Genomic DNA, 14,048 nt, shown 5'->3' on the forward strand with positions numbered 1-14,048 from the left:
TCCCGTATTTTTGAAGGAGAATGCAAACTATGCCTCGAATTCTTCCAATACTGCTGCTGATCTGCAGTTACAACCTAACTGCCACTGCACAGAAAACAACTATACCCGCACTGATTCAGGAACAACTACCCTGGCTGACTAAAACCTATCAACACCTGCATGCCAATCCGGAGCTCAGCACACAGGAAGTTAAGACCGCCGCCTTTCTCAAACAGGAAATGAAAACAATGGGTTGGGAAATTATCGACTCACTGGGTTATCACAGTTTCGCTGCGGTGTTGAAAAATGGAAAAGGTCCGGTTGTTTTGTACCGCACAGATATGGACGGATTGCCTCTCAAAGAATTAACCAACCTGCCTTTTGCAAGTACATCTTCGGCTATGCATGCGTGTGGGCACGACCTGCACATGACCAGCTGGCTGGGTATTGCAAAAGTCCTTGGCGCGATGCGTTCCCAATGGTCGGGTACCCTGGTCTTTTTGGCACAGTCTGCAGAGGAAACCGGTCAGGGTGCTAAAAAAGTAGTAGCTGCCCCCAATTTTGCGAAGCTGCCAAAACCCACTGCGCAATTAGCGATTCATGATCATGCGGAGCTATTAGCCGGACAAGCAGGCTTCTGCGATGGTTATTCCATGGCGGCAGTGGACATGCTGAACATCACGGTGTTTGGAAAAGGCGGACATGGAGCAGTACCTAACAAAGCAATCGATCCGGTGGTGTTGGCGGCGCAATATGTACTGGCACTGCAAACAGTTGTCAGTCGCAACCTGCCCACCACTGAAAATGCAGTAGTAACAGTGGGTGCTATCCAGGGTGGTACGGTTGGAAATATCATCCCGGATAAGGTGGAGCTCAGGCTGACCATCCGATCTTTCAGCAGCGAATCGCGCCAGCTCATTTTTGACCGCATCAAAACAATTGGAAATAACCTGGCCCTGGCAGCCGGACTCGACAGCTCACGTTTACCTGTATACGATTTGCTGAATATGTCGATTCCATCTGTTTACAATGACCCGGCTTTGGGAGATCGCCTACGCACCAACCTGAAACGCAAACTCGGAGAAAGCTCCTTCACAACGGTTGCCCCTGTCATGATTGGAGAAGATTTTGGCGTTTATGGACAACAGGCCTCGAAAATCCCTTCATATATTCTATGGATGGGTACGGTAGCACCAGCCAAAAAGCAGGCTGCCTCAGAAGGAAAACTGGAATTACCTTCCCTGCATTCGCCACGCTTTGCACCTGACCTGGAGCCTACATTGAAAGGTGGCATTCATGCCCTGACAGTGAGTATCCTGGAATTGTTATCGCTTTAGTACTAAGTCTTCTTTCGCAGCCCATTGACCGATATCCTGCTTGCTCAGGGCCTGCGCCATCAGATCCGGAAATTTATCCGGTGTACAGGCAAAGACCGGAATTCCGAGGGAAGCCAGGTAGGCCGCGTTCGCATGATCATAACCGGGAGCACCATCATCGTTTAGTGCCAGTAATACAATTACCTGTACGCCGGCCGCCACCAGCTCAGCAGCTTTTTTTCGCATGGGCTCATCCGAACCTCCTTCATACAAATCGGTGATCAGCACCAGCACTGTATCTAATGGTCGCGTGATGATCTGCTGACAATAACCCAATGCCAGTTGGATATCGGTGCCTCCTCCCAATTGCACACCAAATAACAAATCCACCGGATCCTCCAGCTCTTCAGTTAGATCCGCCACAGCAGTATCAAAGACCACCATCTTTGTTTTAATAGCAGGAATGGATGCCATCACCGATCCGAATATACCAGAATACACAACCGAGGTACCCATCGAGCCGGATTGATCCAGGCAAAGCACCACATCTTTCAGGGCAGATCGTTTACGCCCATAACCGATGCGCTGTTCCGGGATAATTGTTTTGTACTCGGGTTGATAATGTTTCAGGTTCTTTTGAATGGTTGCATGCCAGTTGATTTCTGCATGCCTGGGACGCGTATTTCGTATGCTCCTGTTCAAACTGCCCTGGATCGCCTGCTGCATGGGAGTCGACAGCTTGCGCAATAATTCTTCCACTACTTTTCTTACAACCTGCCTGGCAGTGTCTTTTGTCTTATCCGGTATCACCCTGCTCAGGGTTAACAAGGTGGCCACCAGGTGAACATCCGCTTCCACATTTTCCAGCATTTCCTTTTCAAACAACAACTGCGTAAGGTTCAGTCGCTGTAGGGCATCGCGCTGCATCACCTGCACCACAGAGCTGGGAAAAAAGGTTCTGATATCCCCCAGCCACCTGTTCACGTTAGGTGAAGAAGGTCCGAGTCCCGCACTGCGTTCACTATCATATAGGGCGCTCAGTGTTTTATCCATTTGAAGATCGACACCGGTTAATGAAAAACCGGTACCATCATTTTGATCTCCGCCCAGTATCAGGCGCCACCTTCTTACTGCTTCGTCCATCTTAATTTGTTTTAGGATATCCTAATAATTCCATCACCACCGGTATCGCCTGTTTACCGGCTTCGCGATTGATTCCTGCAACTGCCTCCTTCATCAACACTCCCGGCTTTCCACCCTGCTTCAGTTTCTCCCCCAGCTTTCTTCTTTCCGCAGGCGTAAACTGGCTGAAAGTTCGACGTAGTAACGGCAAGGCCTGAACGAAATCCTCTTCCGGAATCTGCTGCACCCATTCGTGTACAATGCCCCAGAGGTTTTCGTCCAGCAATAATAACGTACCACTTCCCTGTAAAAATCCTTCCAGCCAGGCAGCAGTATCGGCAACCGGCAACGCGCGACTCAAACTACTATAGAACAGGCGATTGAGGGTTTCCTTTTCCAGTTTTTTCGCATCCATCAATTGCCTGGTGGAAAAGCCCCGCATCATGGGAGCCGCCTGTTGCATCCAGGTTATTTTTTCCAGGCAGACATGCCATTCCTTCACATATTCCGGTTCCTGCAATAAATGAATGCTATGATTGATGCTGTTGCAATCATCCGTGAGTTTTCGAGTGTTCTCTTCATCTATACCTGCGCAGGCAAGTGGCAGACCAATACAGATCCTCGTGATCATACTCTCTACAATATGCCTCACCAGTGCTGCATCTGTCTTGCGTACATTTCCATAGCGAATGATGCGCGCCAAACCAGGTAAAACAGCTACCAGTTCAATAATATCATTGGTTGCAGCAGCCAGGTTTTGAATACGCTCCGCGATGGCATTAGCTGCTCCACTGAGATCCGCGGGTATCACCTGCTCCAACAAGGCTGCAATTGCCTGGAGCGATTTTTCCTCCTTGCAGCGATGCACCAGCCAGGCATTACAGGCTTCCTCTAACGTATTGCCCCAAACGCCTTTTTCAATGATGTTCAGAATAAAAGAAGGGTCCCACTGCAGGCGCCACTGTTCTTTAAAAGTTCCCTTTCCACTCACCAGGCTTTTTTGTCCCCAGGGTATGCCCAGCAATTCCAAGCGATGTAAAAAGATACTTCGCTCCTGGTCATTTTCCTTGCGGAGATCCAGCATATAATCTTTCCAGTCGGCACTCGCGGGCAGGCGTAACCGTTTTTGAATCTTTTCTATATCTACCTGCAAAGGCGGCTTGGGTATCTCATCCGGAACCGAACCAATTCGGTTACTCACGGTTAACTGCTCGCGGATCAATCCCATCAGGATTTCTTCCCCATTGCAGATCACACTGAGGGTTGCTTCATTCAATTCTGTTAACCCAGCTTTGGAGAGGTTGCGCATCGCAGCCAGGGTATTGGCGAGTCGCACGGATTCAATCACATGCGCCACTGAAACATCGCGCTGGTTCTCTCTGAAGAGGCGGGCTACTTTGGATAACCATAAACTGCCATCATCGGTTGTATGATTCCAGACATGATCATACCAGCCGGGTGATTCAATGCCCGCGCCATACCCTGAATACATGCTGAGGCGATCATAGGTCCAGGGAATCCAGGTGGTTTCTACTTTCACTTTCGGCAATCCCTTCAACAATTCATTGTCCTCTTTCTGTTTGGGCATATTGGCCAGGGCCGGCACATGCCAGGCACCACAAATCACTGCGATTTCGGTGTACATTTCCTTCTCTGCCTGCCGGATCAGTTTGCGCATCCAGGCTTCCCGCAACTGTTCCATTTTTTCAGAAGGCGTAGGCTGCTCTTCCCTGAGAGCCGTCATCGCTTCCTTTACTGCCTCAAAGATGGATGCATTCTCCTGTCGGTGTTCAATCATGATTTCCCACCAACGATCTTCCTGCTCAAAGCCAGCTGAAGCAGCCAGTTCTTGCAGAGGACTCCTGGTTTTGCGCTCCACTTCTTCTTCCTTGATTGCCATCACATGCGTCAATGGCAGGTCCATAAAACGGACAGGTATATTCGCTTTTTTGGCATATTGAATGGCCTGCCATTCCGGGGAGAATTCAGCAAAAGGATAATACACTGCCTGCTGCAGTTCATCAGTTTGATAAACCAAGATTGCAACAGGAGGTTTCAATTCAGTGTGCTCTGTATAACGGAGAAGCTCATCCGCTTCAGGCGGACCTTCCACCAATACGATATCCGGCTTCAGCGCCTGCAGGTATTGCTGCACATTGCGCGCGGAACCCGGACCATGATGTCGTATGCCTAATAAATGTACTGCCATGTTGATCAGGATATATCTCTGCAAGCGCGATACACATCTTTCCAGTCGTCGCGGGTTTTAATCACTGTCTCCAGGTATTCTCTCCATACCAGCTGATCCTGCACCGGATCTTTCACCACAGCACCCATGATACCTGCAGCCAGGTCGGCCGCCTTGAGCTGGCCATCACCAAAATAACCAGCCATCGCCAAACCATTATTGACAACAGAAATGGCTTCCGCGGTACTCAGTGTACCACTGGGTGATTTCAGTTTTGTTTTTCCATCGAGTGTGAGGCCGCTTCTCAATTCCCGGAAGATGGTCACAATGCGACGAATCTCCTGCAGGGCAGGTTTCTCGGCAGGCAGCTCCATGATTTTTTCAAAACTTTCCACTCTCCTGCGCACGATATCAATTTCTTCTTCCATGCTATCGGGCACAGGAAGAATCACGGTATTGAATCTGCGTTTGAGGGCGCTGGATAAATCATTCACTCCTTTATCGCGGTTATTGGCAGTGGCGATGATATTAAAACCACGCACGGCCTGCACCTCTGTGTTCAACTCCGGAATCGGCAAGGATTTTTCAGAGAGGATGGTGATCAGGGTGTCCTGCACATCCGCACCGATACGGGTCAATTCTTCAATGCGCACCAGTTTACCATCTTTCATGCCGCGAATCACAGGCGTTTCCACCAGGGCTCTTTCAGAAGGACCTTCTGCCAGGAGTTTCGCATAGTTCCAGCCATACCGGATGGATTCCTCACTGGTGCCTGCAGTGCCCTGGATGATCAGGGTGCTATCGCCACTGATGGCAGCAGCCAGGTGTTCACTGACCCAACTTTTAGCGGTGCCCGGTAAACCATAAAGCAGCAGCGCACGATCGGTTGTTAAGGTGGCAACTGCAATTTCCATCAGGCGACGCTGCCCGATATACTTCGGACTTACTTCAAACCCATTGGAGAGTTTACCTCCCATCAGGTAGGTAACCACGGCCTGGGGACTCAGTTTCCAGTTAGCCGGACGTTTACCGCTATCTGTTTTTTGCAGGGCTTCCAGTTCTTCAGCGAAAAGCTGTTCAGCATGTTGACGTAAAATGGTGGACATATAGTTAGGCGTTAAATGATTGTTGAATGCGTTTTTTAAGATCAAAAAGAGGTTGGATTTCCTCGAACTGATCCAACCAGGACGCAGCTTCCAATGGAAGCAGGTGCATCAACTGCTGATAAAATGATTTCGTGTACTGATAGGGGTTAGCAGCCGTAAAATTCATGATTTGACGGGCCAAAGGAACCGGCCATTCGGTTTCCCTGTTTACGAAAACCGGAAGAAAGAACTCCTCCTTTCCGGTAAACCAGGTTTTCGCATAGGCATCCTGTTTAGCAGGCGGCAATGCTTCCAGGAGATCCGGTAAAAACAGATCTGCTTGTTCGGCCAGGGTTAGGATCCAGTCCTGGTTTCGAAACCGCTTAGCTGCAGCTGCGATGGCCGGCAACCAGTGTTTGAGTTTCTCCTTTTGCATGGACTGTACAATTTCAATCGTACCCAATCCGGATACTTCATTCAGCAGCGTAGGAGGCACCCATTGCAGCAGTTGAAAGAGGATGAATTCATCATCGGTAAACTCTTTGGTGTTGCTAACAGTTGCCAATCCCTGCTTGCGCCAGTCCGGGTCAATTTCAACCGGCGATTTTACTTCCCAACTGAATTTGGAGGACAAGCCGAGAAGTGTTTTTTCTTTTCGGATAACCAGTGAGGGCCGCACCACTTGCTCATATGCTTTAACCAATGCCGATTCCGGAATTTGTCTCAGCAGCTCGAGCACCTGTTGTTGCACTTTCTGGCTTTTATCCTTCTGGCAGGATTCCAGGAAAGGCAGATCCGCATGGCTCAAAGCAGTATCAAAAGCTTCCAGCAGTTGCTGTTTTACGGCGGCGGCTTCCTTGCTCCAGCTTTCGGTTAACCATACGCGGGAGGACTCCGGATTTTCAACTCGTTGTTGCCGGAGGGCAGCTACACGTTGGTTGGTACTGCCCTGTTGCCAGCTATCTTCCAGACTGAGGGTAGTGCTCTCCTGCCAATCGGGATTGAGTTGCGCCAGCCACTCTCCTCTTTTGCCAGTTATCACACGAATGGGATCACGCAGCTCCTGATTTTTCGCAGCCAGTTGCAGGAGCAGGGGAACCATTTCAGGAGGAGCAATCCTTGCTTTAGCAGCGCAGAGCTGGATCCAGTAGTAAAAAAGTCCGAGTGCCTGGTACTCAAACAATTCACGTAGCGTATCCTTTGAAGCAGCAGTACAATAAGGAAGAGTTTCCGGCTCCGCGATAGAGGATTCAATTTCAGTAACCTCCAGGGCTGTTTGTCCGGCTTGCCGGTAATTAAACAGGAGGGCGGAAGCCTGCAGCAATTGTTCTTCCGCATCGAGAGAAGGATTTGCGGAGATGGCTTGCAAGACAGGGGAAAGGTCCTCATCGCTGGTGAGGCTAGCCGGTTCAGGCGGTTTTTTTTCTGTACCGATCAGGGCATTTTGAAGCAATTGATTCCAGCTGTTCATGCGACGGATTTATAGAGAAATGAGTTCCTGTTGATAAAAAGCGCTGAGGGGCTCCACCCTGTCATCTTTCTGCACAATGGCCAGGTCCAGGGGCGAGCCTCCACTCAGGGCCAGCAGTTTCCAGAGCGATGGATAGTTTGTGGGCAGGGGCATCAGGTGATTTTCCTGGTCCTGCAACCACCAGGCACCCTGGTACTGAACCGGGCGAACCTGGTGCACCAAAGCCGGCGTCTCCAACTGAAAAGGCAGGTTGGCAAAACGAGCTGCGCGGTATTGCAGTTGTTCCTTCCATCCGCTGAAACCCTTGATGGGTGGCTTTTCCCGGATGGGTTGTTGTGATTTTATCAGTGCCCGCAGGGGAGCAGAGGAGGGGAAATAAACCAGTTCGGCCTGGAGCACCATGCCGGTGGAAAGGGAGAACTGGAGACCTTGTCCGCGTACAATAAACTGCAGCACCAGGGCATACTTGCCCGACTGGAGGCCATATAACCAGGTGCGATCGGTGGTAATCTGATCCTCCTCCTGTAACTGCTTGCCAATCACCAGCCACTGGTCGGTGATGCCGGCTTGTTGTTTCAGCTCTTCCTGGGAAATCGTGATCCCGACGGCGCTGCTGAGGTCTTCTTTGAGCAGCGGGTTGACAGTCTCCCGGTTTTGAAAGCCCCGGGCGATCAGGTAAATCCGGGCGAGCTGTTCGAGGAAGAGGGATTGCCATCCTTCCTGGTAGAGATTGATCCGGCTGAGCAGGCGGAGCTGGTTGGCAAGTCCGGGTGCTTTGGCATCAATCATTCTGCGACTGATTTCCTCCATAAAAGCCGGGCCTTTTTCGGGCAGGGAGAGCAGACCGTTGCGTACCAGGTCTTTCATCCAGGTGAGCAGTTCATTGATCCCCTGTTCAATACTTTCTTCGCGTGCCTGCTGGCGTTTGGCCTGGGCTGCTTCATCAACAGGTTTGGCGGGGGCGGCTTCTTTCTGGATTGCTTTTTCCTGGCGTTTCCCGATCCAGTCGGACACCCAATCGGGGGCGGTGGAGTCGGTGAATAGAGCAGGTTGGCGGCTGTTCAGTAAAAGCAGGCCGATCCCGTGTTTGCAGGGAAATTTTCGGCTGGGACAGGAGCATTTGAATGCGATGGATTGCAGATCGATTTGGGTCTGGTAGGGTTTGCTACCACTGCCCTGGCATTCACCCCAGAGGGCGAGTTCATTTATGCCCTTTGAGACCCATTTACCGGGACTCGCAAGTGCACTGCCGGCTTTACGCGAGGCATCATCGGGGGCTAGGGCAAGGACCTGGTCTTCAGAAAAATTCACGGAGCTGGTTTATGTAATGAAGATAGCTGGTTTTGGTATTGTTTGTATAGGTAGAATTCTGTAAAAAATAAGTAGTGAAAGTGACCATGTTGGGGGGTGTAAATACCACCAATAAAAAAGGCTGCGTTAAGAGCGGGTACCCTATATCGATTATGACACAGATAAGAAAATCCCTATGGTTATTGCTGCTGGTGGTTGGTTGGGCTGCCTGCAGCAAAACCGGGGAGAAGCCCGAACCGGAAGCCGAACAAACCAACCCAGTCGCTGAGCAAATTGCAGGTGCCGGATTTAAAACCTACACCATATTGGCGGGCGAACATTATGCTACAGAAAATCCAATAGAGAAGATTAGTGGCGATTCAATCTCCTTCACCGTGCGATTCGATAGTACCTGCCGGTACCAGACAAAAAATCCCCGCAACCAGGATGATATCAATAAGCTGATGGGCTTTAGCGACAATGGGGTGATGCATCATCAGAACAGTGCGCGGGTGGGGTGGAGGTGGAAGAAGGAGAAGATTGAGTTGTTTGCCTATTGTTATGCAGAAGGAACGCGCAGTTTTGTGAAGTTGGGAGATGTGGCGATTGGCGATACGGCCAGGTTGATGATTAAGTTGAGTCCGGTTGGATATGAGTTTCAATACAAAGGAGTATCTACCATAATGAGTAGGGGGGTAACGGACAGTTCCATCAATGGGTATCTGTTGTATCCATATTTCGGGGGCGATGAGCCGGCCCCGCATACCATGAAGCTTTGGATAAACCGGTAAAAACGCCCTCTCTAAAAAAAATGTTGATAACCCGAGGTATTTTGTTGAAATCCCCCTATTTTTGCGTCCCGATTGATGATAAATTGGTCAGGAGGTGCGGTAGCTCAGTTGGTAGAGCAAAGGACTGAAAATCCTTGTGTCGCCGGTTCGATTCCGGCCCACACCACTCTCAAAATGAAGCAGTTACGGAGTAAATCTCGTAGCTGCTTTTTCTTTTGGTACAACATAGGTACAACATATGCTCGCCATAGCTGTTACCAGTTGTTAATTAAGCGGTTTGATCATAATTTGGGTTATTGGTATCATTGATCGAGTTATACAAATAGGTATACTGGTGACGCGACGTTCATATTAATTGATAATAGAAGTATGGCAAAAGCTAATGCAGCCGTAAATGCTGGTGTTCATAATTCGAATGGAATCGAATTCCAAAAGCATTGTGCAATCCATATAATATTGTCTCGATATTCTTTTTTTGATGGTAAAAGATACTTTGTAAGCATTGAACACCATGACGATGTAATTTTCGGATTTTTTTCCAATCAAAATGAAATTGATGAAATTGAGGTATATCAGGCCAAGAAATCTTCTAACCCTTGGACGAACTCATCGACATGCACGATCATTGGTAAACTTACTCAAACTGGCCTGAATCTAATTGCGGACCAACATCCAAAATCAGCATCCTATACTCATTCTCTAGCATTTCTGACAAATGATTCAATTACATTGACATGCGGCAATCGGTCAAAACATAAGACTACGACGACTGTAACAATAGATGCCGTGAATGATCATGTAACTTATCCCTCCATTGCGTCCGCAATTCAAGATAATGTGAAAAAAAATCTTGCTAAAGCTGGAATTGTAAACATGAGCCAACTTGCAGAATTACAAAATCTTAGCTTAAGGTATATTGATTTCCCAAAACGAAACCAGGAACAAAAAGATTATCTAATAGGTTTAGTCTATAGGCTTTTTAATAACACAGTTAAAGACCCAAAAGCAGCCTTAGACACTATATTGGAATTATTTAGGGATGTAGAAAATTTCTTCAACAAGGGGAATATTGTTAACTTATTAGATGTTGCCAAGCGTGTTACTAGTGAGCAAATTGAAAACGCGATTTTTGTTATCACAACCAAATCGAAAGCCTACGACTTGTGGCGTAAAAAGGAAGATGAGATATGTGACACATTACATATAGCTTTGCTTGACAGGCAGAAGTTTGGATTGCAATTTCAAAACAGCATTGATTTATTTAAGGATTACAAACAAGCGGAGCATAAAAAGATATTGAAATATGCGACTGATAACAAACAGCAATGGCTTTCCCATTCAAACGAGTTAGCGTGTATTTCAGACATGTTTAATTCTTTTAAACAGAAATATTCTACCACCTTATCTGACTTAGACCTCAAAGCTGCAATATGCGCGGCCTACGTCGAAATAAAAGGTTAAGCATATGAAGAAAATTCTCACTATTGAATCAGTTTTAATCTGGAATGCCGATCAGACAAAATCATTTTTTTCTGAGTTTGGTGATAAGATAAATATTATTCATGGTCCAAACACATCCGGGAAAAGTACTTTGATTTTGGCCCTTTTGTACGGATTTGGGATAAATGATGGTAATCGATATTTAAAAGAAATTTTTGATGAGCAGCCGACATTGAAAATTTCATGCAGGTTATCCGGTAGCAAGCTCATATTCATAAGAGAAAAAGACACTCTTTATATAAAACATGATAATCAGCCGTTGCGCATATTTAATGGAATTAGCGCTAACCAATCTGCAGAACATGTTAAACTTAAAGAATTCATGGCAAAATTGTTTGATTTCAATTTGAGACTTGAAAGCAAAAACGAACTTAAACACGGGCCCATCGAATCAATGTTCTTACCTTATTATGTTTCTCAATCTGTAGGTTGGATATATCTTCGGGATTCCTTTAGTGGTCTCAATTTCTTTAAAAACTTTAAAGACGATTATCTTGATTACTATTTGGGAATAGAGTCATCGGAAGAAAGAATAGAAAAGCATAGATTAGAATCAGAATTGCGAAATATTAATACTCAGATCACAGTCCTTGGCGATTTTGAAGGTAAAAATGCAGAGTTACAACTTGCAAAATTGGCGGATGAGGAGTTTGTTAAAACTTCGAATGAATACATAAACAATTATCGGAGTCGCTACAAAAACCTGGCAAAAAAAGAAGACCAGCATGTGTTAGCGAGCAATGAGCTTTCTTATTATCAAGAAAGAAAAATTGTATTACAAAAAGTTTTTCGAAATCATAAGCTTCAGCAACCGGAGTCAGGTGAATGCCCAACATGTTCTCAAACATTGCCTTATAGTTTAAGCAGTAAATATATTTATGAACAGGAAAAAAATGACACGATTTCTAATTTAGAGAATATATCCGCTAAAATAAAAGAGATTCAATCTCGAATAAATTCACTAGATCAAGAAATTGCAGCAGAGAGAGATATCATTTCGAATGAATATCAAGTCTTAAAGAAATATACAAACAGCGATATTTCTTTTGATAAATGGATAGATAATAAAGCTAATCTAGAAATGTTGAAAAATTTGAACAGCCGTGCTGGAGAGCTAGCACTTGCGAAAGAGAAGCTTTTGGAAAGATTAAAGGCTTTCAAAACAGACAGTCAGATCACGGAATTACGAGCGAATAAAAGTTCCCTTTTTCGAGCTACATTCGAGCGCTTTTTAGAGCAATTACATGTCAAAAAACTTGAAGAAGATCGATATTTAAACATTTATGATATTACTGCATTTCCTTACCAAGGTGTGGAGCTTCACCTTACTATTTTAGCTTATCACTTTGCCTTTAATACGGTAATTTCTGAAACAACAGAAATACATCGTTTGCCATTTATTCTAGATGCAATTTTTAAAGAGGATTTAGACGATCCTACACGAAAGCTTATTCTTGAATTTATCAAGAAAAATGCACCAAAAGATACGCAGACAATTATTTCAATTGCAGACACTAAAGACAAAATCGACAAATCAAGTGAATACAATTCGACTATTTTTAATAATTCCGCAAAATTGATTCAAATAGGAGATGGCCTTCAAAAGAGGTCATTACTAAATCAGAAAGCAGAGCTGCATTCTAAATTAATCGAAGAAACTTATGCTATGATTGAAGAAAGTATCAATTAAAGTTAAGTCCATTTATTGCAATGTAAGATCAGTAATTTAATATATGAGTCTGTATGCTAACTAAAACAGATTTTATCAAATTTCTTGATTGCGCCAAATCTCTCTGGCTGATGAAAAATGATCCGGAAAACTTTCCCTCAGGTGACTTTTCTGCCTTTTTGCAAAAGCTCATAAAGGAAGGCTATGAAGTTGAAGCATTTGCTAAAAAATATTTTGAGCAAACCCCCAGCAACAATAAAATAGAATTTCAAAAAGTTCTTGAAGCTGAGCTGGGGTTATATACCCGCGTCGATATTATAGTCTACGAGCCATCTGGTGAAGTATCTATTTATGAAGTCAAATCAAGCACTCGTCTAAAAAAAGAAAGAGGCGAAAATCATATTAAAGATGCGTGTTTTCAGGTAATATGTGCTGAGCTTTGTGGTTACAAGATAAAGTCAGTTTCAATAGTACATCTAAACGGGAATTATATTAGAAGCGGTGAAATTGAAACTGAAAAGCTTTTTACTATTGTAGATGTAACTACTGAAGTCCGAGCAATAAAAGGTGAAACGTTTGAAGAGATCAAACAAGCGCTTTTACTACTTGCTGAAAATAATATTGATAGAACATCATGCGATTGTGTCAGAAAGTCTCGAGCCAATCATTGCGATAGTTTTACTTATTTTAATCAAAAAATACCCGAGTATTCAATTTATTGTCTGCCGAGGCTTTCTGACAAAAAGAGATTGGAATTATTAGATAATGGCAGTATGGCATTAGAGGAGGTGCCGGATGATTTTCAATTGTCACCTCAGCAGGCTGCAGTTTTGAAAGCGTCAAAGAAAAAAGAGGTTCAAATAAATAAAAAGGGAATTATAACTTTTATTGAAAGCCTTGCTTATCCTTTGTATTTCTTTGATTATGAGACTTTCTGTTCAGCAATTCCTATTATTGATAGAGTTAAACCCCATCAACATATACCCGTTCAGTATTCCTTGCACCGTTTAGATGAAGACGGAACTTTGTCACACTTTGAATATTTGGCTACTGACGCAGTACTCCCATTTGAATTAATTCAAACAATGAGACTGCATATAGGACCGGTCGGAAGCATTATTTCTTGGTATGACACTTTTGAAAAAACAAGAAATAAAGAAATGGCATTACTTTATCCGGAACATGCCGAATTTTTAAATGACGTCAATCGAAGAATGGTCAACTTAGAGGATGTCTTTAAAACAGACTATGTAGATATGCGGTTTAAGGGGTCGACCTCAATCAAAAAAGTTCTGCCAGTGGTATGCCCTAATTTATCTTATAGCGAGTTAGAGGTACAGGATGGTACATCGGCTATGGATGTTTGGTCGAAAATAGCCTTGCAAGGCACTGATCCTGTTATAAAGGAAAGTCTCAAGACTCGGCTTCTCGAATATTGCAAGCTGGACACTATGGCTATGGTTGAGATATTCAACATGCTACAACGGACTGTTGCAATATTATAAAGTCTCGCAGAGCCTCGATTATTTTTATCGCTTATTTTCCTTTGTGAATGGATTTAGTAGAACCAAGTATTTTGAGGGATAAGTAAAAGCTATTTAAGTGATTAAAATAATTGGTTTCTAGGGCAGGATTTG

10 protein-coding genes and 1 tRNA gene are annotated in these 14,048 nt (G+C 45.1%); 6 read left to right on the forward strand and 5 right to left on the reverse strand.

The window, feature by feature from the left end; translation table 11 throughout:
- Positions 1 to 29: 29 nt before the first annotated feature.
- On the forward strand, positions 30 to 1,316 hold the full coding sequence (locus tag L0U88_RS12080; RefSeq protein ID WP_234866318.1) for a M20 metallopeptidase family protein: 1,287 nt from the start codon (positions 30 to 32) through the stop codon (positions 1,314 to 1,316).
- Here the strand turns inward: L0U88_RS12080 and L0U88_RS12085 are convergent.
- Genes L0U88_RS12085 through L0U88_RS12105 form a run of 5 tightly spaced genes read right to left on the reverse strand, consistent with a single transcriptional unit; the run spans position 1,305 to position 8,472 of the window.
- Positions 1,305 to 2,438, reverse strand: a complete 1,134-nt coding sequence (locus L0U88_RS12085) for a VWA domain-containing protein (protein ID WP_234866319.1) — start codon at positions 2,436 to 2,438, stop codon at positions 1,305 to 1,307. The two genes, L0U88_RS12080 and L0U88_RS12085, sit on opposite strands and share 12 nt — an antisense overlap.
- Position 2,439: 1 nt before the next feature.
- Positions 2,440 to 4,626 (reverse strand): DUF5682 family protein, encoded by a 2,187-nt coding sequence (locus L0U88_RS12090; RefSeq protein WP_234866320.1) that lies wholly within the window; start codon positions 4,624 to 4,626, stop codon positions 2,440 to 2,442.
- A 5-nt stretch (positions 4,627 to 4,631) separates the two neighbouring features.
- Positions 4,632 to 5,711: an ATP-binding protein gene (locus L0U88_RS12095; RefSeq protein ID WP_234866321.1), complete on the reverse strand. Its 1,080-nt coding sequence runs from the start codon at positions 5,709 to 5,711 to the stop codon at positions 4,632 to 4,634.
- Between the two features lie 4 nt (positions 5,712 to 5,715).
- Positions 5,716 to 7,161, reverse strand: a complete 1,446-nt coding sequence (locus L0U88_RS12100) for a DUF5691 domain-containing protein (RefSeq protein WP_234866322.1) — start codon at positions 7,159 to 7,161, stop codon at positions 5,716 to 5,718.
- A 9-nt stretch (positions 7,162 to 7,170) separates the two neighbouring features.
- Entirely contained in the window at positions 7,171 to 8,472 is a 1,302-nt protein-coding gene (locus L0U88_RS12105; protein ID WP_234866323.1) for an SWIM zinc finger family protein, read from the reverse strand.
- A 152-nt stretch (positions 8,473 to 8,624) separates the two neighbouring features.
- On the opposite strand from L0U88_RS12105, the gene L0U88_RS12110 reads away from it, so the two are divergent.
- The 5 genes from L0U88_RS12110 to L0U88_RS12130 all read left to right on the forward strand — a co-directional run bounded on the left by L0U88_RS12110 (position 8,625) and on the right by L0U88_RS12130 (position 13,916).
- Positions 8,625 to 9,242 carry a hypothetical protein gene (locus L0U88_RS12110; RefSeq protein WP_234866324.1) on the forward strand — a complete coding sequence of 206 codons (618 nt, stop codon included), beginning with the start codon at positions 8,625 to 8,627 and terminating at the stop codon, positions 9,240 to 9,242.
- A gap of 93 nt (positions 9,243 to 9,335) precedes the next feature.
- A tRNA-Phe gene (locus L0U88_RS12115) sits at positions 9,336 to 9,408 on the forward strand.
- Positions 9,409 to 9,611: 203 nt separating this feature from the next.
- Entirely contained in the window at positions 9,612 to 10,703 is a 1,092-nt protein-coding gene (locus tag L0U88_RS12120; RefSeq protein ID WP_234866325.1) for a DUF4297 domain-containing protein, read from the forward strand.
- A gap of 4 nt (positions 10,704 to 10,707) precedes the next feature.
- Positions 10,708 to 12,432 carry a hypothetical protein gene (locus L0U88_RS12125; RefSeq protein WP_234866326.1) on the forward strand — a complete coding sequence of 575 codons (1,725 nt, stop codon included), beginning with the start codon at positions 10,708 to 10,710 and terminating at the stop codon, positions 12,430 to 12,432.
- A gap of 53 nt (positions 12,433 to 12,485) precedes the next feature.
- A complete protein-coding gene (locus L0U88_RS12130) occupies positions 12,486 to 13,916 on the forward strand; it encodes a DUF2779 domain-containing protein (RefSeq protein ID WP_234866327.1) in 1,431 nt (476 codons plus the stop codon).
- The last annotated feature ends 132 nt before the right edge of the window (positions 13,917 to 14,048 follow it).

Origin of the sequence: Flavihumibacter fluminis, from assembly GCF_021491375.1 — a bacterium.
Lineage (GTDB): Bacteria > Bacteroidota > Bacteroidia > Chitinophagales > Chitinophagaceae > Flavihumibacter > Flavihumibacter fluminis.

Coding starts and splice junctions, on each gene's coding strand:
- L0U88_RS12120 (WP_234866325.1), top strand. CDS start 9,612: ATGGCAAAAGCTAATGCAGCCGTAAATGCTGGTGTTCATAATTCGAAT.
- L0U88_RS12110 (WP_234866324.1), top strand. CDS start 8,625: ATGACACAGATAAGAAAATCCCTATGGTTATTGCTGCTGGTGGTTGGT.
- L0U88_RS12100 (WP_234866322.1), bottom strand. CDS start 7,161: ATGAACAGCTGGAATCAATTGCTTCAAAATGCCCTGATCGGTACAGAA.
- L0U88_RS12080 (WP_234866318.1), top strand. CDS start 30: ATGCCTCGAATTCTTCCAATACTGCTGCTGATCTGCAGTTACAACCTA.
- L0U88_RS12095 (WP_234866321.1), bottom strand. CDS start 5,711: ATGTCCACCATTTTACGTCAACATGCTGAACAGCTTTTCGCTGAAGAA.
- L0U88_RS12125 (WP_234866326.1), top strand. CDS start 10,708: ATGAAGAAAATTCTCACTATTGAATCAGTTTTAATCTGGAATGCCGAT.
- L0U88_RS12130 (WP_234866327.1), top strand. CDS start 12,486: ATGCTAACTAAAACAGATTTTATCAAATTTCTTGATTGCGCCAAATCT.
- L0U88_RS12090 (WP_234866320.1), bottom strand. CDS start 4,626: ATGGCAGTACATTTATTAGGCATACGACATCATGGTCCGGGTTCCGCG.
- L0U88_RS12085 (WP_234866319.1), bottom strand. CDS start 2,438: ATGGACGAAGCAGTAAGAAGGTGGCGCCTGATACTGGGCGGAGATCAA.